This window comes from Herbaspirillum sp. ST 5-3 (assembly GCF_004804275.1).
Taxonomy (GTDB): domain Bacteria; phylum Pseudomonadota; class Gammaproteobacteria; order Burkholderiales; family Burkholderiaceae_D; genus Noviherbaspirillum.
The window spans coordinates 83061-104815 of record NZ_STGI01000017.1; the positions used below are offsets into that span (position 1 = coordinate 83061).

The 21755-nt window shown below is 59.2% G+C and carries 31 protein-coding genes; 18 read left to right on the forward strand and 13 right to left on the reverse strand.

The window, feature by feature from the left end; translation table 11 throughout:
- Position 1: 1 nt before the first annotated feature.
- The 12 genes from E6W33_RS24185 to E6W33_RS24240 form a co-directional block, all read right to left on the reverse strand.
- Positions 2-466, reverse strand: a complete 465-nt coding sequence (locus E6W33_RS24185; protein ID WP_136419943.1) for a hypothetical protein — start codon at positions 464-466, stop codon at positions 2-4.
- Positions 463-708, reverse strand: coding sequence for a hypothetical protein (locus tag E6W33_RS24190; RefSeq protein ID WP_136419944.1), 246 nt, complete (start codon positions 706-708; stop codon positions 463-465). The genes E6W33_RS24185 and E6W33_RS24190 overlap by 4 nt, the downstream gene beginning before the upstream one ends.
- Positions 705-1181 (reverse strand): hypothetical protein, encoded by a 477-nt coding sequence (locus tag E6W33_RS24195; RefSeq protein ID WP_136419945.1) that lies wholly within the window; start codon positions 1179-1181, stop codon positions 705-707. Before E6W33_RS24195 ends, E6W33_RS24190 begins: the two co-directional genes overlap by 4 nt.
- Positions 1178-1381: a hypothetical protein gene (locus tag E6W33_RS24200; protein ID WP_136419946.1), complete on the reverse strand. Its 204-nt coding sequence runs from the start codon at positions 1379-1381 to the stop codon at positions 1178-1180. The genes E6W33_RS24195 and E6W33_RS24200 overlap by 4 nt, the downstream gene beginning before the upstream one ends.
- Positions 1378-1986: a hypothetical protein gene (locus tag E6W33_RS24205; protein ID WP_168798743.1), complete on the reverse strand. Its 609-nt coding sequence runs from the start codon at positions 1984-1986 to the stop codon at positions 1378-1380. The genes E6W33_RS24200 and E6W33_RS24205 overlap by 4 nt, the downstream gene beginning before the upstream one ends.
- Positions 1937-2269, reverse strand: coding sequence for a hypothetical protein (locus E6W33_RS24210; RefSeq protein ID WP_136419948.1), 333 nt, complete (start codon positions 2267-2269; stop codon positions 1937-1939). Before E6W33_RS24210 ends, E6W33_RS24205 begins: the two co-directional genes overlap by 50 nt.
- Positions 2266-2514, reverse strand: coding sequence for a hypothetical protein (locus E6W33_RS24215; protein ID WP_136419949.1), 249 nt, complete (start codon positions 2512-2514; stop codon positions 2266-2268). The genes E6W33_RS24210 and E6W33_RS24215 overlap by 4 nt, the downstream gene beginning before the upstream one ends.
- A complete protein-coding gene (locus E6W33_RS27160; protein WP_168798744.1) occupies positions 2505-2666 on the reverse strand; it encodes a hypothetical protein in 162 nt (53 codons plus the stop codon). The genes E6W33_RS24215 and E6W33_RS27160 overlap by 10 nt, the downstream gene beginning before the upstream one ends.
- Positions 2663-2965, reverse strand: a complete 303-nt coding sequence (locus tag E6W33_RS24225; RefSeq protein ID WP_136419950.1) for a hypothetical protein — start codon at positions 2963-2965, stop codon at positions 2663-2665. Before E6W33_RS24225 ends, E6W33_RS27160 begins: the two co-directional genes overlap by 4 nt.
- Positions 2962-3225: a hypothetical protein gene (locus tag E6W33_RS24230; protein ID WP_136419951.1), complete on the reverse strand. Its 264-nt coding sequence runs from the start codon at positions 3223-3225 to the stop codon at positions 2962-2964. Before E6W33_RS24230 ends, E6W33_RS24225 begins: the two co-directional genes overlap by 4 nt.
- Before the next feature lie 291 nt (positions 3226-3516).
- Entirely contained in the window at positions 3517-4275 is a 759-nt protein-coding gene (locus tag E6W33_RS24235; RefSeq protein WP_136419952.1) for a hypothetical protein, read from the reverse strand.
- Positions 4276-4382: 107 nt separating this feature from the next.
- A complete protein-coding gene (locus tag E6W33_RS24240) occupies positions 4383-4817 on the reverse strand; it encodes a hypothetical protein (RefSeq protein WP_136419953.1) in 435 nt (144 codons plus the stop codon).
- A gap of 86 nt (positions 4818-4903) precedes the next feature.
- Here E6W33_RS24240 and E6W33_RS24245 point away from each other — a divergent pair, with 86 nt between their 5' ends.
- A complete protein-coding gene (locus E6W33_RS24245) occupies positions 4904-5227 on the forward strand; it encodes a YdaS family helix-turn-helix protein (RefSeq protein WP_136419954.1) in 324 nt (107 codons plus the stop codon).
- A 338-nt stretch (positions 5228-5565) separates the two neighbouring features.
- Here E6W33_RS24245 and E6W33_RS24250 read toward each other — a convergent pair whose 3' ends face one another.
- Entirely contained in the window at positions 5566-5880 is a 315-nt protein-coding gene (locus tag E6W33_RS24250; protein WP_136419955.1) for a hypothetical protein, read from the reverse strand.
- A 147-nt stretch (positions 5881-6027) separates the two neighbouring features.
- Between E6W33_RS24250 and E6W33_RS24255 the strand changes: the two genes are divergently transcribed.
- From E6W33_RS24255 to E6W33_RS24335, 17 genes are all read left to right on the forward strand, one after another.
- On the forward strand, positions 6028-6531 hold the full coding sequence (locus tag E6W33_RS24255; protein ID WP_247869772.1) for a phage regulatory CII family protein: 504 nt from the start codon (positions 6028-6030) through the stop codon (positions 6529-6531).
- A gap of 57 nt (positions 6532-6588) precedes the next feature.
- Positions 6589-7017 carry a hypothetical protein gene (locus E6W33_RS24260; protein ID WP_136419956.1) on the forward strand — a complete coding sequence of 143 codons (429 nt, stop codon included), beginning with the start codon at positions 6589-6591 and terminating at the stop codon, positions 7015-7017.
- Positions 7014-9446: a DUF5906 domain-containing protein gene (locus E6W33_RS24265; RefSeq protein WP_168798745.1), complete on the forward strand. Its 2433-nt coding sequence runs from the start codon at positions 7014-7016 to the stop codon at positions 9444-9446. Before E6W33_RS24260 ends, E6W33_RS24265 begins: the two co-directional genes overlap by 4 nt.
- A gap of 271 nt (positions 9447-9717) precedes the next feature.
- Positions 9718-10062 (forward strand): hypothetical protein, encoded by a 345-nt coding sequence (locus tag E6W33_RS24270; protein ID WP_136419958.1) that lies wholly within the window; start codon positions 9718-9720, stop codon positions 10060-10062.
- Complete coding sequence (locus E6W33_RS24275; RefSeq protein ID WP_136419959.1) at positions 10059-10937, forward strand: hypothetical protein; 879 nt, start codon at positions 10059-10061, stop codon at positions 10935-10937. Before E6W33_RS24270 ends, E6W33_RS24275 begins: the two co-directional genes overlap by 4 nt.
- Positions 10938-11493: 556 nt before the next feature.
- Positions 11494-11772, forward strand: a complete 279-nt coding sequence (locus E6W33_RS24280; protein ID WP_136419960.1) for a hypothetical protein — start codon at positions 11494-11496, stop codon at positions 11770-11772.
- A gap of 308 nt (positions 11773-12080) precedes the next feature.
- Positions 12081-12710 carry a hypothetical protein gene (locus E6W33_RS24285; protein WP_136419961.1) on the forward strand — a complete coding sequence of 210 codons (630 nt, stop codon included), beginning with the start codon at positions 12081-12083 and terminating at the stop codon, positions 12708-12710.
- Positions 12707-14743 (forward strand): phage terminase large subunit family protein, encoded by a 2037-nt coding sequence (locus E6W33_RS24290; RefSeq protein WP_136419962.1) that lies wholly within the window; start codon positions 12707-12709, stop codon positions 14741-14743. The genes E6W33_RS24285 and E6W33_RS24290 overlap by 4 nt, the downstream gene beginning before the upstream one ends.
- 5 nt (positions 14744-14748) lie before the next feature.
- Positions 14749-14970 (forward strand): hypothetical protein, encoded by a 222-nt coding sequence (locus E6W33_RS24295; protein WP_136419963.1) that lies wholly within the window; start codon positions 14749-14751, stop codon positions 14968-14970.
- Between the two features lies 1 nt (position 14971).
- Entirely contained in the window at positions 14972-16426 is a 1455-nt protein-coding gene (locus tag E6W33_RS24300; protein ID WP_136419964.1) for a phage portal protein, read from the forward strand.
- 65 nt (positions 16427-16491) lie between these two features.
- Positions 16492-18495: a prohead protease/major capsid protein fusion protein gene (locus tag E6W33_RS24305; protein WP_136419965.1), complete on the forward strand. Its 2004-nt coding sequence runs from the start codon at positions 16492-16494 to the stop codon at positions 18493-18495.
- Positions 18496-18570: 75 nt separating this feature from the next.
- Positions 18571-19053 carry a capsid cement protein gene (locus E6W33_RS24310; protein ID WP_136419966.1) on the forward strand — a complete coding sequence of 161 codons (483 nt, stop codon included), beginning with the start codon at positions 18571-18573 and terminating at the stop codon, positions 19051-19053.
- Positions 19054-19086: 33 nt separating this feature from the next.
- Complete coding sequence (locus tag E6W33_RS24315; protein ID WP_136419967.1) at positions 19087-19392, forward strand: hypothetical protein; 306 nt, start codon at positions 19087-19089, stop codon at positions 19390-19392.
- Complete coding sequence (locus E6W33_RS24320; protein WP_136419968.1) at positions 19389-19811, forward strand: DUF3168 domain-containing protein; 423 nt, start codon at positions 19389-19391, stop codon at positions 19809-19811. The genes E6W33_RS24315 and E6W33_RS24320 overlap by 4 nt, the downstream gene beginning before the upstream one ends.
- 11 nt (positions 19812-19822) lie before the next feature.
- Positions 19823-20029: a hypothetical protein gene (locus E6W33_RS24325; RefSeq protein WP_136419969.1), complete on the forward strand. Its 207-nt coding sequence runs from the start codon at positions 19823-19825 to the stop codon at positions 20027-20029.
- 51 nt (positions 20030-20080) lie between these two features.
- Entirely contained in the window at positions 20081-21277 is a 1197-nt protein-coding gene (locus tag E6W33_RS24330; RefSeq protein WP_136419970.1) for a phage tail tube protein, read from the forward strand.
- A gap of 58 nt (positions 21278-21335) precedes the next feature.
- A complete protein-coding gene (locus E6W33_RS24335; RefSeq protein WP_136419971.1) occupies positions 21336-21704 on the forward strand; it encodes a hypothetical protein in 369 nt (122 codons plus the stop codon).
- The last annotated feature ends 51 nt before the right edge of the window (positions 21705-21755 follow it).

Here is a 21755-nt window from a genome sequence, read left to right on the forward strand (position 1 = left end):
ATTACTCGGAGCGGATCACGCGGGATGGAAGCGAGGCCAGCGTCGGGCGCTCCTGGCGATCAGAAAACAATTTGTTGGGCAGCGAGCAGATGAACTCGACCAGCTCGTTGGTTTGCGCTTTGGTGAGCACAAGCTTTTTGCCGTTGGCTTCGATATGCAGCTCGCCATTGGTGAAGACGCCCATGTTCAACGGCTGCATGGCTGGCACACCAGCTGCGCGCGGCGCTGCGCGGCCTTCGGTACCGAACCCGGGCTCAGCGACACGTATGCGGCCGGCATCAGTCGCTTCATACACCTGGTCGCCGGCGGCGTTCTTCGCTTTCGTGAGCAGTCCCGCGGCGCACAGCTCGGCAAATACCGATCCGATGTTCTGCGGCACGGTATTGCACGCGTCGGCAATCTGCTTGGCGGTTTTTGCGTCGCCGCTGTCGACAAGTAACTTCAATATTTGGTCTGCTCGTTTCATGATGGGTCCTTGAGGTGAGTGTGGGAGAGCTCACGCTTGAGGTCCTCGAGCGTCGCTCCGGGAAGGTGGCCGGGATACCGGCACTTGCCGTCGACGAACAGCGCCGCGGCACGATGGAAAGTCTTGTTTGCCTGGATCCAGATATTGAGCTGGTGCGTATGGCGGTGCATGACTTCGCGCTCGCCGGATGGGTAGACCATCACGCAGCGATGGATGCGGCGATCGATGGCGGGGCGTTTCACGCGGCCTCCCGATAGGCGATGCCGGCTTCTGCGCGACGGTGGACTTCTTTCACGGCGGCGACCAGGTCTCGCTTGGTGGCGATCTGGATTTGCGCTTCATGAACGTCAAAGGCGTCCTGAATGGCCTGAATGGCGGCGCCGTCGAATCCATACTTGCCGGTTTTGTCTCCGCGATATTTCGCGCGCGAGGCGCCCTCCAGTGCAGCCTTGAACAGATCGCAATGCTCGATGCCCATGCCCCACTCAGAAAGGATCAAGCCGATGTTGAGCGAGCAGACAATCATCGCCCAGTTTTCAGCGGTCGATTGGCCTGCCAGCACCATGGAAAAGGCCATCCGATACCCTATGCCGAGTTCTGCGACCTGTTCGTCATTGAGCGGCCGCCGGATGTCGTTGTTGAAGCGAACAAAATCTGCGTGGATTTCGCCGACGGTGGAAATCGGAAGCGCGCGATAGGAAGGAAACCACTTCATGGCGCGGGCATCCTGGAGACCCGGTCCAGCGGGACGGAATAGACGATGCCGGGCAGGGCGTGATCGATCTCGATGACGGCAAATTTCTGCCCATTGCCAATATGGCTCTGTACGTCGAGGACATGGCCTGTCAACAGGTCGGAGTCGTCGCTGACGAACTGGACGTGCTCGCCGCGGACAATGGCAGTGATCGCGTTCATAGCGAGCCCGCCAGCTCTTTGAAGCGGCTCAGGAAGGTCGATTCGGCGGTCTGCGCGTTGAGCGGGCTGATGATGCCGGGGCGCGGACGAATGCCGTCGAGGATCGGCCAGGGGGTGTTTTCCGGTGCCATCAGGTCGCGGCGCTCGGTCGCCAGCATGATGTGGTCGGCCTCATGGATGCACATGCGGCATTCGTCGGACAGCAAAGGATCGAGGCCGAAGCGATCGTAGATGCGCGCCTGCATCCGGCTCTCCAGTTCGCGGTATTCGCGGTTGGCGGTCATGATCTTCAGCGGCTGGACCATATCGCCGAAGTACGCCTCGGCGGCATCGTGCAGCAAGACGTGCAGACGGTATTTGAGCGGCGCAAGCTGCGAGGCGAGGATGCTGTGCTGTGCGACGCTATAGAAGCGTCGGGTATGACCGCCGAAGCGGTTGATCTGCGACAGTGCGTGCGCAATGTCGATGATGTTGATCGTCGCCGGCGCCGGGTTACGCAGGTTCACGTACTGGCCGGTATAGGTGAGGATGCAGTCGTCCAGGTTCATGACCGGGCTATCGACGGCAGGCTGCAGTAGAGCGCTGCTTGCGGCTATGTTGTCCATGTGGGACCTCAATAAACTCGTTGACGAAAAAAGAGAGAACACACCGGACGCCGGCGTGCTTGATGGAGATATGCCACTCGGCATAGGTGTACAGGGTCGCCTGACGGGCCTTCGCCGGCGTGCCGATTTCATAGCCGTGGTGCGCCATGTCGGTGAGAGTCCGATCGAGCGCCAGCACGCGGCTGCGCGCTTCGAGATCTGTGACGCGCGCGAGGATTGGCGCTACCTTGCCCAGGGTCGCGCCGCCGTCCGGCAGATCGAGCGGGAGTTCAGTGGCGATCATTTGGCCTCCCGTTTGACGCGAGGGCTGGCGACAATGACGTGCAGACGTGTGCACTTCTTGGCGTGTGCCAGGATGTTCATGACCTCCGCTTCCATATCCGGGCCCGGAATGCGCGAGACCGGCTGATTCAGCGCGCGTGCCTGGATATAAGCGTGGCCGCGCAGGCCCTCATGCGGATCCGCGGCCTTGGCGCGAACGCGTACGGGTCCGGCGGCAAACATGGTATCGACTTGGATCAATGGCATGCTCGCTCCTTGCTGACGTGGATGACGGTGATGCCGCAGGGCTGGTCGAAGCGCTTTTCAGCGGCGGCGTGGACGCTGGCGCTGGTCTTGCCGAGCGCGTAGAAGGTAGTGGAGCTGGTAGAGGTGCGTACCGTGACGCGGAAGGCTTTCATTTGGCCTCCGGTGCAACGCGCTCGTCGACAAGGCGAATCTCAAGGGTCTCTGCAGCGCGTTGTGCGTCCACCACAGGAATATCGAGGGCGGCGTGACCGATCCAGAGAGTTGCGTCGCCTCCATCATCGAAGAGGACGCGGCACTCGTCGGCCGGCGCCACACCGAGGTACGCGATCATCTTGCCGTTTTGCTTGGTGAACAGAGAAGCGCTGAGACTGCGCTGGCTTCCCTGGTAGACGGACACTCGAATATGGGCGCTTCGAATAATGCTGGGCAGGGTGATGGAATCCGCGCTCATGCGAAACCTCTCGCCGCGCCGAGTCCAGCCGCGCGAAGGGCATTTTTGAAGCTGATCGCGTTGATCAGGCGGGTTTCCGTGGTGAGCGCGATCGCGTCGGACGGGACCGGCGTGCCGATCGTCCAGTTGTCGATGACGCGGCGCTTGCCGTAGTGGGAAGCCAGTATCTGGGCATTGCGGGAATTTCCGCAGCCCTGCGGGCCGGTAATGATGACGGTCCCGGCCGGGACAAGGTACTTCTGCTGCTTGCCAGTTTCCATCTTGCGCTCCGTCAATAAAGGTTACGACGAAGCAAAGATTACCAAACGGTAATTTTCAAGTCAATACCGTTTGGTAATTTAATGCGCAAAATGTTTGCGCTGCTTTGCGTCCGGCGACGGAAAGGGCGATTTTTCGGCTTTTTTCTGACGAGCTAGGCGGTTCTTCCGCCGGGGTAGCGACTATTAAGTCGCCGGCGTGATGGTGGAAAGCGGGCTAGATGGGTATTGCGTACTGCGACCTGGGGCAGTCGGGAGCTATTGAAAAGTAGCAGAGCCTAGCTTAATAAATAATTACTTTGGCCAGTCAAGGTGTTCTGTTTGGAAGGTCATGACGCGGTTGCCGTCTTGGTAGAACTGGGCTTCAATGCGTACTGTACCTGCACGCTTGATTGCGCTAATCAACGTTGCTTTTGGCTTGAGAAACAATGCATCTCTACTATGATCGGCGGGGGGGTTGGCAGAGTAGCGTACCGGTTTGCCGTCGTCAAACTTGATGCTGACCGAACAGCCATCATAGCTGTTACACAGGAAGTGCCCTTTATCGACCATCAATATGACATCGGTGCCGGTGCGCGGGTGCTTTCTAAGTAAAAGTGTGGCGAATGATCCACCGTTGTAGGGAAAACGGAATGAGAGACGCTCGTTCGCGGTGACGGCGGCTGTTTGTGCCAGCTTCCCTGACATCTCGTCTTGATATGTTTGGTAGTCCCACTGGCTTAGACGCTTGAACGGCTCTGGAGGCGTCGCGGTAGGGCTTTTCGCGTCATGGGGCGCAGATGCAGTCTTGCCGTCGGTAACGGCTGTTGCCGTCTGAGGACTAGTGGTGTGCGCTGCAGTAAAAGTGGGCGTTGGCGATTGCACATTGCCGCTCGGTGTCGGCAGGATATTAAAAATTATAAAGAGGGCAACGATGGAAATGCCAGCAGCGGTTGTGGGACTAATTCCATTTTTCACTGGCTTCCGTGCGCCGCAGTGCGGGCAATTCGTTGCCTCGGAGCTTGTCTCTTTACCGCATTCTCGACAGTTTCCCATGGACATGGTGGTCTTCAAGGCTTAAAAATTTCCATTAAATCGTATACGGCTTAGAGCTGCCTCCCATATGCATGGCATTTCTTGCGGGAAAATAATTTATTATCATATTCATTGGCATATCGCGACTACGAAGAGCCAAAGCTTTGTTTTTGGCCTGTAATCTGCGTTGTAGATAAGGTGATCGCCCGGGTCTCTAATTTGCTACTTTCTTGCTCCGCTGCAGTGCCGGCCTCATGCCGTGTGACGGTGAGGCCATAGCTCTCGATCATGGTTATTACGGCTCCCTGCTGTTTGGGAGTTAACAGGTCGAATGCGCGTGCCACCTCCCTTGCCTGCGTCGATGCCGAGATTGGTGCCATGTCGCCGTCTAGCCAGTACGCGGGAAGTCCACATTTCTTCTCAAGCTTCCGAGCTTTTTTCTCGCCAAATGACTTGTCTCTGAGCAGGGCGGAAACTTCCCCTTGATTCTCATTGGTTTGCTCAATGAATTGGGCCTGTGATCCGTACCGTTCCTGGATAAGTTGGGCAAGCCGGGCGCGACGAATGTCTTGAATGTCCATATAGGGCCGAGTGTGCCGCTTAACTTTCGATATCTGAATCACTAAAAGGTATTGACCGGCGAATTACCATTTGGTAATGTAGCCGAATGGAAACCCTTCGCATCTACTTAAATTCCCTCCGAAAAGAGCAGCGGACACGCTATGTAACAGCCTGTGGAACCACAGAGGGCTATTTGCGCAAAGCAATCAGCATTAACCAGCAGATCGGCGCGGATCTATGTATCGCACTTGAACGAGAGTCGAGTGGCGCGGTGCCATGCGAGTCGCTGCGTCCGGACGTTGACTGGGCCTATATCCGCGCGTCGCGCAATGTGCCGCAAGAGAATGCATTGGCAGGGCAGTTCGCCATGCAAGGCATTTACGGCGATGCCGAGACGCAATCCACGTCTACCGAGCAGGAGGCCGCATGAACGCCTGGTCAGCTCCTTCCGCTGCATAAATCCCATGAAGCCGACGGTTGATAACTTTTGGACCCATGAGGGCAGGATGCCGAGCCCAGAGAAGCGCGGCGAGATTACCCGCGATCTGCAGAGCTTGCGGAACCAGCTGTTCCCATCGCGCTGGCCGGCACTGATTTCGAAGCATTGGGAATACCTGTGCTTCTGTGATGAGTGCGAAACGGTGCGTGACGCCGGCATCTGCTGGTATGGCCATGCCCGTGGTTGCCCGGTCCATTCGCTGACCATATGGCAGTGCCAGGGCTGCCTCGCCGACGAGATCGTCCACGACTGCCAGTGCGGACCAGCGGCTATTTCGATTTCGCCCGCAAGTAGAGCTTCTGAATTTGAGCTTGGTAGTTGGGAGGGATTTCCCGGGCGGCTGAGAATCGCCTTTTGGGATCGGGTACCAGGGCCTCTGCGTCCAGTATTAGGACGAACCATTGATGCGGTGCGGCGTGGTGTCGGGTTTCCCCCTCCACTTGATAGGCAATCAAGGCATCTCTGCCTCCCGCGACGCGCACGTATGCCTGTGGCTCGAACAGAGTCACCTGACTCCGCTGCATCCGCTGGACCAATTTCCGTTGTTCGATGGCTTCGATCAGCCATGAAGCGTCGCCGCTCATAGGGGGTTCCTTTGTTCTTTATTGATGTTGGGGAACTGAAATTTAGCACGTTGGGACTCCCGCCCGTTTTGATGTTGTTGTTTGTTTGAAGTCAAGAATAGCTGTCTGGCAATTTATGCGCGACGGCCAAAGAAAGAGAGGTTTACCGTGACCCTGCGTTATTCACCGATGAATCAGCACGATGCCTTGTACATGACCGCCCGCAAATATCCGGGTGGCCTTGAGGCGCTTTCGCAGCGCATGAATATGTCGGTCAACGTGCTGCGCAACAAGCTGCGGCCGAGTATTGGCACGCACCACGTCACCAATGAAGAGGAGTCTCTGATCATGGAGTTGTGCGAGGAGGCGAAGGTGGAGGACGCGCTGCTTCCCCTGCATGCGAAGAACTGGCGGCACCGGATGATCGCCATCGCATTGCCGACGGTTGATCACCTGTCGGACGAGGATCTGACGCACTCGCTGTGCCGGGCAGTGAAGGAATTCAGCGACCTGGCGGCGACGACGTCGATGTCCCTCGCCGATGGAAAGGTGACAGCCGCCGAGCTGGATCAGATGGAGCGTGAAGCGCAAGAAGCGCTGGCTGCGGTCGCGGAGCTGCGCGATCGGATGCGTGCACGCGCCGCCGAAAACGGATGCATGGTCCAGTCCTGAGTTGCCGCCTGGCTGACGCACGACGATCTGACTAACAAGAACGACCTGGGAGAAACAATGGCAAAGCTCAATGCAATGGCGCCGGATAGCGCCGGATTCAAGGTGCTGATGCGCCTTTATCAATTGGGTGGCAAGGCGACGATCGCGCAGCTGGTCGATGCCTTGTGGACGGAATTCAGATCAACGCCGCGTTTTCATCAGATTGCGTCCAAGCCGTTGCTCGAGCGCGGCCTCGCGCATCTGGCGAAACGCAAGACGGGTGAAACGCTGGAGATCACGAAAGAGGGGCGTCTGCTGGTGGAGCGATACCAGAGTCTGTTGCCAAGGCCGCGCACCGGAACCGCAACGCCGCCGGCGCTCGATGTGAAGAAGCACCTCAGTTTCGGACAGGGGCGACCTGGTGCGCTGGATTATCGGAATATGCCGTCGGTGATGGGTGGTGAGCGCGTGCCTTTTCGTCGTGACGAAGAGGAGAAGGCAGCGTGACATTTGACGCGAGTGCAATTCCGCAGGAGCTGAAAGATCGGCCGCAATGGCTGATCTGGCGCTTCGAGGTTAATCCGAAAAAGCCGGACGGAAAAAAGCTCAAAGTCCCGTATTACGCAGGCGGCGGCAAGCGTTGGGGCGTGCAGGGCGATGACAAGGACAGGGCCAAGCTGGTGACGCTTGATGTGGCGATCGCAGCGATGGTAGAAAAGGGATTCACCGGTGTCGGCTTTGCCTTTTTGCCCGGCGATGGCTTGATTGGCATCGATATCGACAAGTGTATTGACCTCAACACCGGGGAGATCTCGCCGACGGCCGATGAGCTCATTCAATCCTGCTTGTCCTATACCGAGTATTCGCCTTCGGGCTCCGGTGTTCACATCATTGTGTCGGGGCAGACCGATACCTTCAAGTCGGACAAGATCGGTCTTGAGGTGTTCTGTAGCAGCCAATTCTTTACCTTCACCGGGCAACCGTATGGAGGCCTTCCGTTGGTTGTCACACCGATTGCGGCCGCAACACTTGATCGCATGCGTGACCTGGTGATGAAGGCACGTAGCAGTACGCCGCCAGCGCAATCCGGGCCACACTCCGGGCCTCGGACGCGCACGCCGTTTGAAGAGCGCGCACGGATCATGTCGGCGCTGACCGCTATTCCTCCGGATGAATACGCGATCTGGATCAAGGTCGGAATGGCGCTATACACGTCCTTTGGGGAATCAGGGTTTTCGGTCTGGGACGACTGGTCGAGCACATCTGGAAAGTACGGCGGGGCCAGCGATCTGGAAACGCACTGGAAGTCATTCAAGGCACGCGGCGTCTCGGTCACTGCCGGCGCCATATTCGGGCTGGCCAAGGATCACAACTGGCGGCCGCCGCGTCAGGCGGCGGAGCGGCCTGTGCCGCGTCCAAAGTCCCCTGCCCCTGAGAGAGAAGCGCGGTCGCCGGTCGGTGCGGCGGGTGATGGCGTCGCGGGCGGACCGACTGATCCGGCCGCCGCTGACCAAACCCCGGCCCCCGAGAGCGAAGAAGTGCCGGGGGGTGACGGCCCCGGCGTTCCTGCATGGGTGGGGGAGGGGCCAGATCATGACGCCGAGTTCCTTGATGACGATGGCGGCGATGGTAAGAGCAAGAACAAGCGACGTGGCGCCGCCTTCTGGGCTGCGGTCGACCACTTGCTGGAACATTTTGTCTTGCTTTATGGGACCAATACGGCGTGGGATGGCGTCAACAGACTCCAGATCAAGATCACGGATCTGCGCTACGCATATGGCAGCGACGCGGTGAAGTTCTGGCTTGGGAATGGTGATCGCCGGATGATCAACTTCAACCGCCTGGTATTCGATCCGACGCGTGCGGTGGATGATCCGACTGTCGTGAATCTCTACAACGGCTTTGCCGTGGAGCCGAAGGTGGCGCCGTACGACAAGATCCTCGACCTGCTTCTGCATTTGTGCGACGGCAATGAAGATCTGTTCTTCTGGCTATTGCGGTGGATCGCATATCCGCTGCGTCACCCTGGCGCAAAGATGGCGTCGTCCGTGATCATGCACGGCGATGAGGGCTCAGGAAAAAACCTGTTCTGGGAGCATGTGGTGCGCTCGATGTATGGGGAGTATGGCGGCGTGATCACGAACGCCGAGATCGAGAGCCAGTTCAATGAGTGGGCATCCATGAAGCTGCTGCTGATCTGCGATGAGGTGGTCACGCGCAACGAGCTCAAGCAACTGAAGGGCAAGCTAAAGTCGATGATCTCCGGCAAAGAGATCCGGATCAATCCCAAGAATCTACCGGGTCGGGACGAAGCAAATCACGTCAATTTCATTTTTCTTTCAAATGAGCTGCAGCCGCTCGCCCTGGATAAAACAGACCGTCGGTATTTGGTTGTCTGGACACCACCCAAGAAGGATGCGGACTACTACCGGGCAGTTGCAGAACAGGCGGAGAGTGGTGGCATTCAAGGGTTCTACAACTTCCTCATGAATGAGCTGGACATGGGGGACTTCAATCCGCACACGAAGCCGATTGATACGCAGGCCAAGCGCAATTTGATCACGCTCGGCCTTTCCGCGCCTGAGCGGTTCTATCTCGAATGGAAAGAGGGTTTGATTCCCTTGCCCTTTGTCTGTTGCTCGGCGATGCAGCTCTATCAGGGTTTTCAGCGATGGTGCCACTTGAATGGTGAACGCTTCCCGCCGTCGCAAACGATCTTTGGCGGTGCCGTCGAACGCATGGCGGCAGGAGAGGTTGTTCGCAAGCTGGTCAAGTATGAACTCGGCGCCAGCGCTGCCAAACAGCGAACGGCATACATTGTCGCGCAGCCGCCTGAAGGGAAGACGCTTTCCGAGTGGGTAGAAGGCGGCTCATCGCTGTTCGAGAAGGACCTGAAGAAGTACCGGCATGTGTACGACCAGGTGGAGGTCGAGTAGCTGTTCACCTATTCACATGACTGTTCACACGGGAAACCCGCATGAAATATGGATATGTGAATGGTGTGAATAGTGTTAACGGTTTTTTCTCGCTTCCATGTGCGCGTGTGCGCGTGAGCAATAAGACGATTGCTTTTCTCTCACAGATCTACTTTTTAACTATTCACACTGTTAATACTGTTCACAAGCTAATAAGGATAAGGCTTACAGATGTGAATACCTATGTGAAGGGTGTGAATAGATGAGTGCAAGAAAAGAATTCAGGCAAAAAATGCCAGAGATGGCGGCATTTGTTGAGAGCCTTTGTCGGGAGTTCGGTGACGATGCGATCTGGAAGCAGGTCGAGAAAGGGTTCGCTGGCGAGTCTACGTTCTTCGCGCGCGAGAACGGCGTCCTTGCGGGGACGAGAGATACCGGATCCGTGGCAGTGGCGCGATGGGATGAGCAGGGCATAGCAAGGCTGTATCCGGCGTCCTGGATCATCGAGGCGCGAGCGTTGGCAAACCGGCGCGGCATCGAGATCAAGCCGTGCAATCCGGATATCTGGCTGGATGACGAGCGTGAGGCTGAGCAGCTTCGGGACATGATTGCATCATTGAAAGGTAGGGCGAAATGACGAGCACAAAGAACAGGCGGGAGACGATCACGCGGGGATGGCAACCAAGCGATGGTGCAGGGAAGGCTATCGTTTCGGATGAGTACGTCGAAGTGGCGGAGCAGCAGCTGCTCGCTGACTTGGCTGGGTATAACGTGGAATCCTTCCGGCACGTAGTTGAAGCTATGTCGATGATCGACCAGCAGCCGTACCAGGTCGCAATATTCGAAAGCACGGGGCAGGCAATCCACGTGGCGTACACGATCATGTCGCAGCCGGCACAACAGGACAGCATGCTGCGCAAGTCGCTGGTCCGCATCCTGGATGCGATGAGCAACCTGTCTCCGCGCCTGAGTGCGTGGCTGGGCCAGCTGCGCGGCGAGCCATCCGGGACGGTGCACTTTGACGGACTGTCGTCGAATGACGTGCGGGCACAGTGCGCGTTGATCCTGCTGGCCGTACGCACCAGGCTGCCTGATCCGGAGATGTGGGCGTTGCAGGCGAAGTACTGCATGACGGAATATGAGGACATCGGCAAGAAGCGCAGGTATGCGTTCTCCGGCGAGAAGGCCGTTGCGATCAAGGCACTGTCGGACTGGCTGGTACAGACGTCTGCATTTGCTGACGTGCCGAGTTCGGTGATGGACTGCATGGTGGCGAAGTTCTACGCGAACCACGCGAAGACCGAGATCAGCTTCCGCCAGTTGGCCAAGACATTTGGCGGTGATCACCTGAAGTACTTCCGCGCCTATGGCAAGGTCAAGAAGATCCTGCGGCCTTTGGAGGACATGGCAGTCAACCGTCTCTCACCATATTTCGCTGAGCAGGGAATTGTGATGGCTCATGAGTTAAGCGCGAGTGAATTGAGGTTAAGCAAAAATAGTTTGACACGGTGAAACACTTCACCTATATTTTCACCAACCTCGCAGAAATACCGACCAAGGCCTGAATCGATTGATTCGGGCCTTTTTCTTTTGTGGCTTCGACCAGGAGGCAGCGATGAACCAACCGACACGGGAAGATGTTCGACGCTGGCTCGGGTGGTATCTGAAGCCGAGGAAGTAGCGAGGGCCTTCACGCATGGCGAGTGCACTATGCATGGTTGGTGCCTAACCACGGCGGCCATCCGGTCTGACCAGTCGCCAGTCGTGAGGGTGACAGCCGGTAAGTAGATCCATCGGCACGGAATGAAGGATCGCCAATGTATGGGCGTACCGTGCTCCGCATCGTTGCGGAAACAGGATGGCAACGCTTATCGCCGCTGGCCGATGTGAGCAGTTGAATCGCTGGAGTGCCGGACTCCCTCAGCCCGCTAGTCCATAGCAAGCAGTGCAAGAGAAGTATCGAAGCCCGCCTGATCCCCATCAGCGCGGGCTTCTTCGTTTGGGGCGCAAGACTGTAAGACAAAACCCCTATATCAGCCCGAAAGGGAATCTTTCTTATAGGTGACGTATGTCTGAAGCCATTATGGTTTGCAAGCTGCAACTCCACTCGATCCAATCCGGCGGCACATTGTGCGCGTCCGACAACTCGCAGATGCCGTCCTCGCAGTTACGCTTCGGCGCAGTGTGGGAAGGATCGACCGAGAAGCAGCAGATGTCTGAGAACGCGATCTTCGGCCACTGGACTCCCTGCGCTGAGTTCACCGCATCGGTCAGGAATGCCGGTGTTGTCGAGAAGCTCAAGCAAGGCAAGAAATACTACGTGACCTTTACTGAGGCGCCTGATTAACCCTGTCTCTCCTCCACTCTCCTGAGTGTGCAGTTGCCCGCGATCGCCTAGAGTCCTGCGTTCGCGGGCTTTTTCTTTCCTCTTCATATGTGCCATGGCATGTGAAGCTTTGCGCTGCGCCGTAGCCAATCGACGCAGCGATTTTCTTCTGTGATCTGACCATGAAAAATTTTTCGCGGGTCCTTCCCCCTGTGGAAGAGATACGGGTAGCGAAGCCGCGTGGTTTTTCTTGTCGCAGATTTCTGAACTTAGTGAAGTCCACCGAGTGAAGTGAATTCATTTGGTGTAGTGAATTTTGGTGAATGCATATGGATGGGTACGTTTCCAAGACTGCATTTGCGAAGATTTACGGGTGCGCGCAGAGCTATGTCACCAAGCTGAAGGACCTGAATCGGCTAGTGCTATCCGACGACGGCAAGATGGTGAACGTCGAAGAGTCGCTGCGCCTGATCGAGGCGACAGGGGATCTGAGCAAGTCCGGCGTGCGCGAGCGCTGGGACGCGTACCGCAACAGCAAAGATGGGGCCGCAGACCTGTTCACTGCTGCTCCCGCCATGGAGCCTCCTCCAGCGGACCCGGTGCCGGCGCCAGCCTCACCGCGCCGCTCTGGCGCAGGCGATGCAACAAGCAGCGCCTACCACTTGGCGCGGACCGAGAAGGAACAGATCGATGCGCAGCTCAAGAAGATCGAGCTGCTGAAGCTGCAAGGGCAAATCGCTGAGGTTGCCCCGATCCTGCGCGCCGTGCACGACACGCACGCGGCGGCCCGGTCGGCACTATTGCAGATGCCTGATCGTCTGGCGCAAATGCTGGCGCCGGAAACGGATCCGCTGCGCGTACACGAGCTGCTGCGCCTGGAGTGCGAGCGGGTGTGCGAGGTCATGCTTCGCGAGATCCAACGTCTGCGGGAGCGCGCGAAAGTCGAGGCAGGATCATGAACATGGTCGATGGGTATGAGGCGATCCTGGCCGCCGTCGCCGAGGCCTGGGAACTGCCGGAGCAGCTGACGGTCAGCGAGTGGGCAGATCTGAACCGCGTGCTGCCGACCAAGGGCGCTGCGGAGCCAGGGCCGTGGCGCACATCGCGCACGCCGTACCTGCGCGAGATCATGGATGTCCTGTCTCCGTATCACCCGGCGAACGACATCTGCTTCATGGCCGCGTCCCAGGTCGGCAAGACTGAGGTGCTGCTGAACTGGCTCGGTTACATCATCGATCATGCGCCGGCGCCGACGCTGGTGGTGCAGCCGACGGTTGACACCGCCGAGAAGTACAGCAAGCAGCGGATCGCGCCAATGATTGACCTTTCGCCGTCGTTGAGCGAAAAGGTGCCTCCGGCGAGGTCGCGTGACAGCGGCAACACGACCCTGGTCAAGGATTTCCCAGGCGGCATGTTGGTGATGACCGGCTCGAATGCGGCCAGCTCGCTCGCCTCGATGCCGATCAAGAACCTCGGCCTCGACGAGACGGATCGCTATCCGCACGACGTCGAGGAAGAGGGTGATCCGATCGCGCTGTCGGAACAGCGCACTGTGACCTTCCCGCGCGCCAAGCGCTACAAGTCCAGCACGCCCGGCCGCAAGGAAACGTCGCACATCGCGAAAGAGTACGACGCATCATCGCAGGCGGAGTACTGGGTTCCGTGTCCGCACTGCCGCGAGCTGCAGGTACTGAAGTTCGATTACCTGGTCTGGCAGAAGGGCGTCGACGAGACCGGGCGCAAGGTGCACAAGCCAGAGACTGCGGTCTACATGTGCCAGTGCTGCGGCGAGGCGATTGAGGAGCGTCACAAGACATGGATGCTGGCCGAGGAAAACGGCGCGCACTGGAAGCATCGCTTCCCGGATCGCACGCGGCTCGGCTATCACATCAATGCGCTGTATTCACCGATCGGCCTCGGCCTGTCCTGGGCGCAGATCGCGGCGAAGTGGCTGGTGGCGTGCAAGGACCGAGCAAAGCTGCAACCGTTCATCAACCTGCAGAAGGGTGAGCCGTACGAGGATCACAGCGACCGGGTCAAGGGTTCCGACCTGAAGCTGCGTGCAGAGGGCTGGGCACTGCGCACGATGCCGGTCGGCATCATGGTGCTGACGCTCGGCGTCGACGTCCAAAAGGACCGGCTCCACCTTCACCTGGTTGGATGGGGCGAGAACGAGCGTTGCGCCACCATCGACCGCGTCGAGTTGATCGGCGACCCGGAAAAGCAAGACGTGTGGAACGCGCTGACCGAGTTCCGGCATCGCCCGATCCGAAACAACTTCGGCGTCGATGTCCGCATTGCGATGACCGCAATCGATACCGGCTTTGCGACGCATCGCGTCTACAACTACGCGCGCCAGCATCGGTATGACGGCGTGATCGCGATCAAGGGCGCGAAGGTAGCGAACCGTCCGATCCTGACCAGGCCGACCCGGCAGGACGTCAAGAATTCGAAGGGTGACGTCCAGCGCAATGGCGTCCAGCTGTGGATGGTCGGTACCGATACCGCCAAGGCGGCGCTGTTTGCCCGGATTGCCGGCGATGAGGTTGTTGTTGATGGCGTTGCCGTCCTGGTCAAGCCGGAAGACCGGATGGTGCGGTTCCCGGCCGGACTGCCGGACGAGTTCTTCGAGCAGATCACGGCAGAGGTGTACGACGAGCGCAGCGGGCGATGGGTCAAGATCCGCCAGCGTAACGAGGACCTCGATACGTGGGTGTACGCCTACGTAGCAGCCTGTCATCCGGCAGTGCGGATCAACAGGATGCAAACAGCCGACTGGGATCACCTGCGGCAGATGATCGAGCCGCGCGTCGGTGACCTGTTCGGCGCAAGCAACCCGCAACTCGACCCATCTCCCGGTGCCGCTGAAACTCAGGGGCAGGAGTTAGAGCCGCAACCGGTGCAGACATCTGCACCCATCGAAGCACGACAATCGGACCCGTCGCCGGCATCGGACAACTGGCTTCCTGAAACTGACAACTGGCTGGACTAAACGCTATGGCATTCACAACCACACAACTGACGGCGCTGGAAACCGCGATCGCCATGGGCCAGCTATCGGTCCAGTACGACGGCAAGAAGGTCGAGTACCGCAGCATGGGCGACCTGCTCACGGCATACAACTTCGTCAAGGCTTCCTTGATCGCAAGTGGTGTCATCGCCGTGGAGACGACGTCCAACCGTGGACCGGCGTCCGTCGCAAATTTTAGCCGGGACTGATATGAACCTGATTGATGAACTCGTCAGCTATTTCGACCCGATGGCGGGCGTGCGCCGGTTTCAGGCGCGCATGGCGCTTGACGTGGCGCGGTCCTACGACGCTGCCAAAGTCGGCCGGCGTACGGAAGGATGGAATGCCGGAAGCGGAAGCGCCAACACCGAAATTCTTCCTGCAGTAGCGCGTGTGCGCAATCGTTGTCGGGAAGTCGTGCGCAACAACGAATATGCGGCGAAGGCGATCAACACACTGTCGGCCGCGCAGGTCGGGACTGGTGTAACGGCAAAAGCCGCGGACCAGAACGTCTGGAACGCATGGACGCAGGAATGCGACGCGGATGGGCAACTTGATTTCAATGGCTGCATGGAACTTGCCGCGCGGACGAGGCATGAGAGCGGTTCTGTGCTGATCCGCTTCCGCCAGCGACGTCCGGAGGACGGGCTGCGCGTGCCGCTGCAGATCCAGGTGCTGGAGCCTGACCATCTCGACCTGTTCAAGACCGGGCCGATGAACAACGGCAACTTCGCGATCGGCGGTGTCGAGTTCAACTCGATCGGTCAGCGCGTGGCTTACTGGCTGTATCCCGTCCACCCTGGCGAGGCGATTACCGGTCGGGCGAACGGGCTGGAAAGCAAGCGCGTGCCTGCAACCGAGGTACTTCATTACTACCGTAAGCGCCGCCCGTCGCAAGTGCTCGGGATGCCGGAGTTGGGAGTCTCTCTTTTGCGTCTGCGAAATCTTGCCGACTACGAGGAGGCCGAGCTGGTGCGCAAGAAGATCGAGGCGTGCTTTGTCGCATTCGTGCGAACCGACAGTGACGCTACCCGCCTTGGCGATGCCAAGAAAGACGCGCAGGGGCTTGGCACCAATGAGCGGGTCTCGCCCGGCATGATCAAGTACCTGTCCAATGCGGAGGGCGTGGAATTCGGTGCGCCCGCGGCAAGCGGCGGATACGGCGAGTACACGGCAACGCAGCTGCATGCGATTGCAGCCGGCGCCGGTGTGACGCACGAGCAGCTGACAGGCGATCTATCCCGCGTGAACTACAGCAGCATTCGCGCGGGTCTCATGGAGTTTCGGGAGCTGATCGCGCAAGAACAGTGGCTGGCATTCGTTCCGATGGTGCTCAATCCGATCGCGCGCCGCTTCCAGGAGACCGCGATCCTCGCGGGGGTGCAGCGTGGCCCGGCTCAGCAATTCACGTGGACCATGCCGAAGCGGGAGTGGGTCGATCCCTTGAAGGACGTTCTTGCGATCAAGGAAGCGATCCGCGGCGGCATGATGAGTCTGTCGGAAGCCATCCGCGCGCGTGGTGATGATCCTGAAGCGGTGATGCAGGAGATCGCGACGGAAAGAGGGCTTCTCAAGACGCTTGCGGTCCTGGTTGATTCCGACGCGGCAGTCAGCGAACGACTCATCAGCGAAGACACGGCTGCCAAGCTGATACAGGCCGAATAGGGAAGGCCACTTGATAACGTGCCCGCCTGGTGCAAACCGGCGGGCTTTTTCTTTTTGAGGACGACATGAAACCGAACGATGCTCCGATCGAAGTGCTGCAAATTCCGATGATGACGCGTCTGGCGCCGGTGACGACGGTCAATGCCGAATCGCGGACGGTCGAACTGGTGTGGACGACCGGCGCCGGCGTCATGCGGTACGACTGGTACAACGACCGCTATTACATCGAAGAGTTGAGCCTCGATCCGAAACATGTGCGGATGGGACGACTTGAGTCCGGCCGTGCGCCGCTGCTGAATACGCACTGGCGATACGACCTCGCCGCGGTCATGGGCGTGATTCGCCAAGCTTCGCTCGAAGCAGGACAAGGCCTCGCCACCGTCGAGTTTTCCAAGAGGGAGGATGTCGAGCCCTACTACCAGGATGTCGTCGACAAGATCATCGGCAATGTGTCCGTTGGCTACTCCGTGTACGAGTACGACCGGATTCCTCCGGCCGCTGACGGCCAGCCGTGGCGCTATGTCGCGATCGACTGGGAGCCGACCGAGATCTCGCTGGTGCCAATCGGCGCCGATGCAGATTGTGGCGTGCGCAGCGACAGTCAGGACCAGCCTGGAAAGCCTCCAGTCGGCCGTATGGCGCCGTGCAAATTCAATACCCGTAGCAACGATGTTTCTCAACCGCCGGCAGCCGCCGGCATTCAATCCAGAAAGGAAACCACCATGGAAGGTGATCAAAACACGTCGGCGGCGCCGAGCACTGTCGCCACTGCAGCTCTCCTGGAAGCGGCACGCGCTGAAGGCGCTCGCCTCGAGGGCGAGCGTCAAACCGGCATCCGCGAGGCAGTGCGTCTGGGCGGACTCGAACCCGCGTTTGCCGACCAGCTGATTGCACGCTCGGACATGACTGCTGCAGAAGCAGGCATGGCAGTACTGCGTGAAAAGGCCAAGCGCGACGAAGCCGTGCCGACCCGCTCCGCTGCCAACATCGTCACCGTGACGGACGAGACGGAGACTCGTCGCGCCATGATGGCCGAGGCGATTGTGCATCGTCTCAATCCGAAGGCTCAGATCAGCGATGGTGCACGGCAGTACCGTCACATGTCCTTGCTGCGACTTGCCGAAGAGTCGCTGATCGCTAACGGCGTCGGCGTACGTGGCTTGTCGGGCATCGAAATCGCGGCGCGCGCCATGCACAGCACGTCGGACTTCCCGGCAATCCTTGCGAACGTGCTGAACAAGCGGCTGCGCCAGGCTTATCAAGAATCCGAGCGTACCTATACCCGCTGGGCGCGCCGTGCACCGAATGCACCGGACTTCAAGCAGATTCAGGTAACCCAGCTCGGCGGCGCACCGGACCTGCTCAAGGTCAACGAGAGTGGCGAGTTCCAATACGGCACGATCGCGGACGGCAAGGAAACCTATGGCGTTCTGACGTACGGCCGCATTGTTGCCGTCAACCGTCAGACCATCGTGAACGACGACTTGCGCGCGCTCGACCGTCTTGTTGCTGGTTTCGGCGCTTCTGCGAGCCGTCTGGAGAATCGCCTGGTGTATGCGCAACTGACTGGCAATCCGGTCATGAGCGATGGCACAGCGCTCTTCCATGCCGATCACGGAAACCTGGCGGCTGCTGGCGCTATTGCCACTGCAACGCTCGGTGCTGGCCGTGGAGCCATGCGTGTGCAGAAGGGACTGCAGTCCGAGGAGCTCAACATCGTCCCGGCATTCCTGATCGTGCCTGCTGCGTTGGAGCAGGTCGCCTACCAGTACACCAGTGCCAACTACGTGCCGGCAAAGTCATCGGACGTGAATGAATTCCGCTCTGGCGGCCGCACGGCACTGGAGCCGATCGTTGAGCCGGTCCTCGATGCAGTAAGCGCATCTCAGTGGTATCTCGCCGCCAACAGCGGCCAGGTCGACACGGTCGAATACTGCTATCTGGACGGATCCGAGGGCGTCTGGATCGAGAACGAGATCGGTTTCGACATCGACGGCATGAAGGTCAAGGCCCGTCTCGACTTCGCAGCCAAGGCGGTCGACCATCGCGGCCTGTACCGCAACGGCTGATCCATCGCTTGGCTCAGCTGGGAGCGCTGCTTGGCGGCGCTCCTCCTCCACTCTCTCCGTTTTGAAAGGCATGACATGAAGAACTTTATCAAGGAAGGATGCGTCGTCACGTTGACGGCACCCTATGACGTTGCCAGCGGCGCCGGCTTTCTGGTTGGCGCAATCTTTGCCGTGGCGAGCTATGCCGCAGTCTCCGGTGCAGCGGTCGAAGGCTGTCGCGAGGGTGTATTCACGCTCGCAAAGACATCGGCGCAGGCATGGACCCAAGGCCAGAAAATCTACTGGGACGACGCGAACAAGCGCTGCGACAGCGACAGCACGGTTGGCATGCTGATCGGCACTGCCCACATTGCGGCCGCAAACCCGTCGGCAACGGGCGAAGTCATCCTCAACTGCTGCGCGCCGTCGACCCTGGAAGGCCCGCAAGCTGCGATCGCCGATATCGCCACGGCGGACGCAACCGATCTGGCCAGTGCGGAGGCGCTCGCCAACGAGAACAAGGCAAAGATCAATGCCATCCTCGCTGCACTGCGTGCGGCCGGCATCGTCGCCGCCTGATAGGACGGGCGGGGAGACCCGCCCGGCATTCCCATGACATTTGATGCTTCCGTACTTTGGCCCGCGCTCAAGGCAGCCGGCATGCTGGTCGAGGCGGAATATCAGCCATCCTCTGGCCCTTCCGCACCGGTGGATATCGGATTCGTCCAGCCGGACGTCCAGCTCCTGGGTGGGATGGTGCAGTCGAGCGAGTTCGAGATCGAGTTCCAGACGGCCGATATGCCGGCACTTCAGATGGGTGAGACGCTGACATTCGGCGCTGCCACCTACAAGATCCGCGCCAATCCGAAGAAGAAGGGCGACGGGTTCTTCAGCACCGTGACCTTGAGTAAGCAATGAGCATCCGAGAACAGATCCTCCAGTCGATCGTGACCAGGCTGGCCGGCACATCCGGCGTGGGTGACCGAATCTTTCGGTCACGCGTACAGGCCTTGTCGCGACAGGAGTCTCCGGCGCTGGTGGTAACGCCCGCGAGTGAAGAAAACAACACGCTGCCGGGAGGCGTCTCCGATCGCTACCTGACCGTGCGCATCGACGTCGTTGCCCGCTCGGAGACTCCGGACCAGGAGGCGGATCCGGTGCTTGCATCGGCGCACGCAAAGATCATGGCCGATACGCGCCTTGGCGGCCTGTCCGTGAACATCGAGGAAGTCGGGACGGAGTGGGATCTGGAAGACGCCGACAGTGGTGCGGCTCTGATTGCGGTCCAGTACCGGATCCAATACCGCACCAGGATGAAAGATTTATCCAGTCAATGAAAGGAATAGCGATGCCTCAAATCCGTTACACAAAAGGCCCGGAGACCCTGTCTTTGGGCGACATCCCGCTCGTCATCAACGAATGGGTCGATGTCAACGACGACATGGCAAAGCAGGCGGCTCTGAAGGAGCGCAAGGCCGAGTATGGCTTTGAAGTCCGAACTGCCAAGGTCGAATCGAAGCAATCGGACGCCAGCGCGCAAACGCCGGCGAAATAAACCGCGTCACGTGTGCAGACGTCTGCACCACACTGAAAAGGAGTAAGCATCATGGATCAAGCCACTGGCGCCAATTCGTATATCGCCATCTGGGAAGAGACCAACTACGGCGTTCGCCCGGGATCGCCGTCCCTCAAAAAGATTGCTGCCGCCGTGGCGGGCGTGTCGCTCAAGGCAAACGTCGAGAAGCTCGTGTCCAACGCGCTCTCGTCCGCGCGCAACGTGGCGGCCGCACGCGGGGGAAATATCACGGTCAGCGGCTCGCTGCCATTCGAGCTTCCGCTGCTGGGCATTGGCACGCTTCTCAAGCATGCGATTGGCCCGGTGACAACGACCAACGTCAAGCTGGTCTCGGATGATGGCGGGCTGACGAACGTCATCGTCAAATGCGCCGATTCCGGTACGCCAGCGGGCGCCGGCACGCTGACGCTCACCGGAAGCTCCTTGACCTGGGCGGCGAACGGTGAAACCGCTGGCGCCGGCGTCGATGTATCGGCTGCAGGCGATTACACCTTGCAATCGAGCACGGCGTCGCATGCCTTAACCATCACCACGACGGGAACAGTGACCGGAGCGAGCGCACAGGTCACAGTCGGCGCCGCAGCCTACAAGCACGTCATCAAGCGTGGCGCTCTTCCGGCAGGCCTTGGTGTTGAAATTGCGCATACCGATATCGGCGTCTACGAAGATTTCGACGGCTGCCGGATCGACAAGATGAGTCTGTCTGTCGGCACCTCCGGCCTGGTGACCGGATCCTTTGATGTGGTCGGCAAGCAAATGACTGCTCCCAGCGGATCGGCGCTTGGCGTGCCGACCAGCGTCACGCACGCGCCGTTTGTTCACCACGAGGCTGTCATTCTGGAAAGCGGCGAATCCGTGAACGCGATCAGCTTCGACATCGCGCTCATGAATGCGCTGGATCCGGTCCGGGTGGTTGGTAGCAGGAATATCGCGACGGCCAGGGAAGGCCGCGGTGATCTTACTGGCAAGCTCACGACGCTGCTGGAAGACGCGACGATGATCAACAAGGTGCTGAACGAAACGGCGTCCAGCAATCGGTTGTTCTTCAGCACAGCCACGGGCTCGGTCGAGTTCTATATGCCTTCCACCAAGTACTTCGGCGATGCAGGATCCGGCATCCCGACCGACAAGGGCATTGTCCTTGGCGTCGACTACCAGGCGACGAACGATGCCGGTCTGGCGACCGACATTCAAGTCACCATCATCAACTCCGAAGCCACGCTGTAAGGGCTGCGATCGCCGTGCTTCGGCCGGCGGTCGCCATCACTGCTATGCAAGGAAAACCATGTTTTCACAATTAACCAAAGCGCTCAGCGACACCTATACCTGGCCTGTCACAGTCAAGGTTCCTGCCAATGGCGGAAAGCAGAACAACATTCAATTCGACGCCGAATTCCACCGCGTCGACCAGGATGAGGTCGAAAACATCTTCGAGAGCGCCCGCTCGGTGAACGAAGATGGCGTGAAGGTCCTGATCTACTCCAAGGTCGTGGACCGCGTCCTGGTGAACATGAAGGCGAAGAACGACGAGGGCAAGTACGACGAACTGCCGGACGATCTTCAGGCAAGCATCAGGCGTATCTCGGGCGCCGACCGTGCGATCGCCAACGCCTTTACCGCATCGATCACGGGCGAAAAGGCAAAAAACTCGTAGACGCCGCCCGGCACTGGGTCACCCAGAATCGGGCGCGATCGGCCAAGGCAA

Bases quoted from the DNA above. Each gene is read 5' to 3' on its own strand.
- E6W33_RS24185 (WP_136419943.1), bottom strand. From the start codon at position 466: ATGAAACGAGCAGACCAAATATTGAAGTTACTTGTCGACAGCGGCGAC.
- E6W33_RS24195 (WP_136419945.1), bottom strand. From the start codon at position 1,181: ATGAAGTGGTTTCCTTCCTATCGCGCGCTTCCGATTTCCACCGTCGGC.
- E6W33_RS24200 (WP_136419946.1), bottom strand. From the start codon at position 1,381: ATGAACGCGATCACTGCCATTGTCCGCGGCGAGCACGTCCAGTTCGTC.
- E6W33_RS24205 (WP_168798743.1), bottom strand. From the start codon at position 1,986: ATGGACAACATAGCCGCAAGCAGCGCTCTACTGCAGCCTGCCGTCGAT.
- E6W33_RS24210 (WP_136419948.1), bottom strand. From the start codon at position 2,269: ATGATCGCCACTGAACTCCCGCTCGATCTGCCGGACGGCGGCGCGACC.
- E6W33_RS24215 (WP_136419949.1), bottom strand. From the start codon at position 2,514: ATGCCATTGATCCAAGTCGATACCATGTTTGCCGCCGGACCCGTACGC.
- E6W33_RS27160 (WP_168798744.1), bottom strand. From the start codon at position 2,666: ATGAAAGCCTTCCGCGTCACGGTACGCACCTCTACCAGCTCCACTACC.
- E6W33_RS24225 (WP_136419950.1), bottom strand. From the start codon at position 2,965: ATGAGCGCGGATTCCATCACCCTGCCCAGCATTATTCGAAGCGCCCAT.
- E6W33_RS24230 (WP_136419951.1), bottom strand. From the start codon at position 3,225: ATGGAAACTGGCAAGCAGCAGAAGTACCTTGTCCCGGCCGGGACCGTC.
- E6W33_RS24240 (WP_136419953.1), bottom strand. From the start codon at position 4,817: ATGGACATTCAAGACATTCGTCGCGCCCGGCTTGCCCAACTTATCCAG.
- E6W33_RS24245 (WP_136419954.1), top strand. From the start codon at position 4,904: ATGGAAACCCTTCGCATCTACTTAAATTCCCTCCGAAAAGAGCAGCGG.
- E6W33_RS24250 (WP_136419955.1), bottom strand. From the start codon at position 5,880: ATGAGCGGCGACGCTTCATGGCTGATCGAAGCCATCGAACAACGGAAA.
- E6W33_RS24260 (WP_136419956.1), top strand. From the start codon at position 6,589: ATGGCAAAGCTCAATGCAATGGCGCCGGATAGCGCCGGATTCAAGGTG.
- E6W33_RS24270 (WP_136419958.1), top strand. From the start codon at position 9,718: ATGCCAGAGATGGCGGCATTTGTTGAGAGCCTTTGTCGGGAGTTCGGT.
- E6W33_RS24275 (WP_136419959.1), top strand. From the start codon at position 10,059: ATGACGAGCACAAAGAACAGGCGGGAGACGATCACGCGGGGATGGCAA.
- E6W33_RS24280 (WP_136419960.1), top strand. From the start codon at position 11,494: ATGTCTGAAGCCATTATGGTTTGCAAGCTGCAACTCCACTCGATCCAA.
- E6W33_RS24285 (WP_136419961.1), top strand. From the start codon at position 12,081: ATGGATGGGTACGTTTCCAAGACTGCATTTGCGAAGATTTACGGGTGC.
- E6W33_RS24290 (WP_136419962.1), top strand. From the start codon at position 12,707: ATGAACATGGTCGATGGGTATGAGGCGATCCTGGCCGCCGTCGCCGAG.
- E6W33_RS24295 (WP_136419963.1), top strand. From the start codon at position 14,749: ATGGCATTCACAACCACACAACTGACGGCGCTGGAAACCGCGATCGCC.
- E6W33_RS24300 (WP_136419964.1), top strand. From the start codon at position 14,972: ATGAACCTGATTGATGAACTCGTCAGCTATTTCGACCCGATGGCGGGC.
- E6W33_RS24305 (WP_136419965.1), top strand. From the start codon at position 16,492: ATGAAACCGAACGATGCTCCGATCGAAGTGCTGCAAATTCCGATGATG.
- E6W33_RS24310 (WP_136419966.1), top strand. From the start codon at position 18,571: ATGAAGAACTTTATCAAGGAAGGATGCGTCGTCACGTTGACGGCACCC.
- E6W33_RS24315 (WP_136419967.1), top strand. From the start codon at position 19,087: ATGACATTTGATGCTTCCGTACTTTGGCCCGCGCTCAAGGCAGCCGGC.
- E6W33_RS24320 (WP_136419968.1), top strand. From the start codon at position 19,389: ATGAGCATCCGAGAACAGATCCTCCAGTCGATCGTGACCAGGCTGGCC.
- E6W33_RS24325 (WP_136419969.1), top strand. From the start codon at position 19,823: ATGCCTCAAATCCGTTACACAAAAGGCCCGGAGACCCTGTCTTTGGGC.
- E6W33_RS24330 (WP_136419970.1), top strand. From the start codon at position 20,081: ATGGATCAAGCCACTGGCGCCAATTCGTATATCGCCATCTGGGAAGAG.
- E6W33_RS24335 (WP_136419971.1), top strand. From the start codon at position 21,336: ATGTTTTCACAATTAACCAAAGCGCTCAGCGACACCTATACCTGGCCT.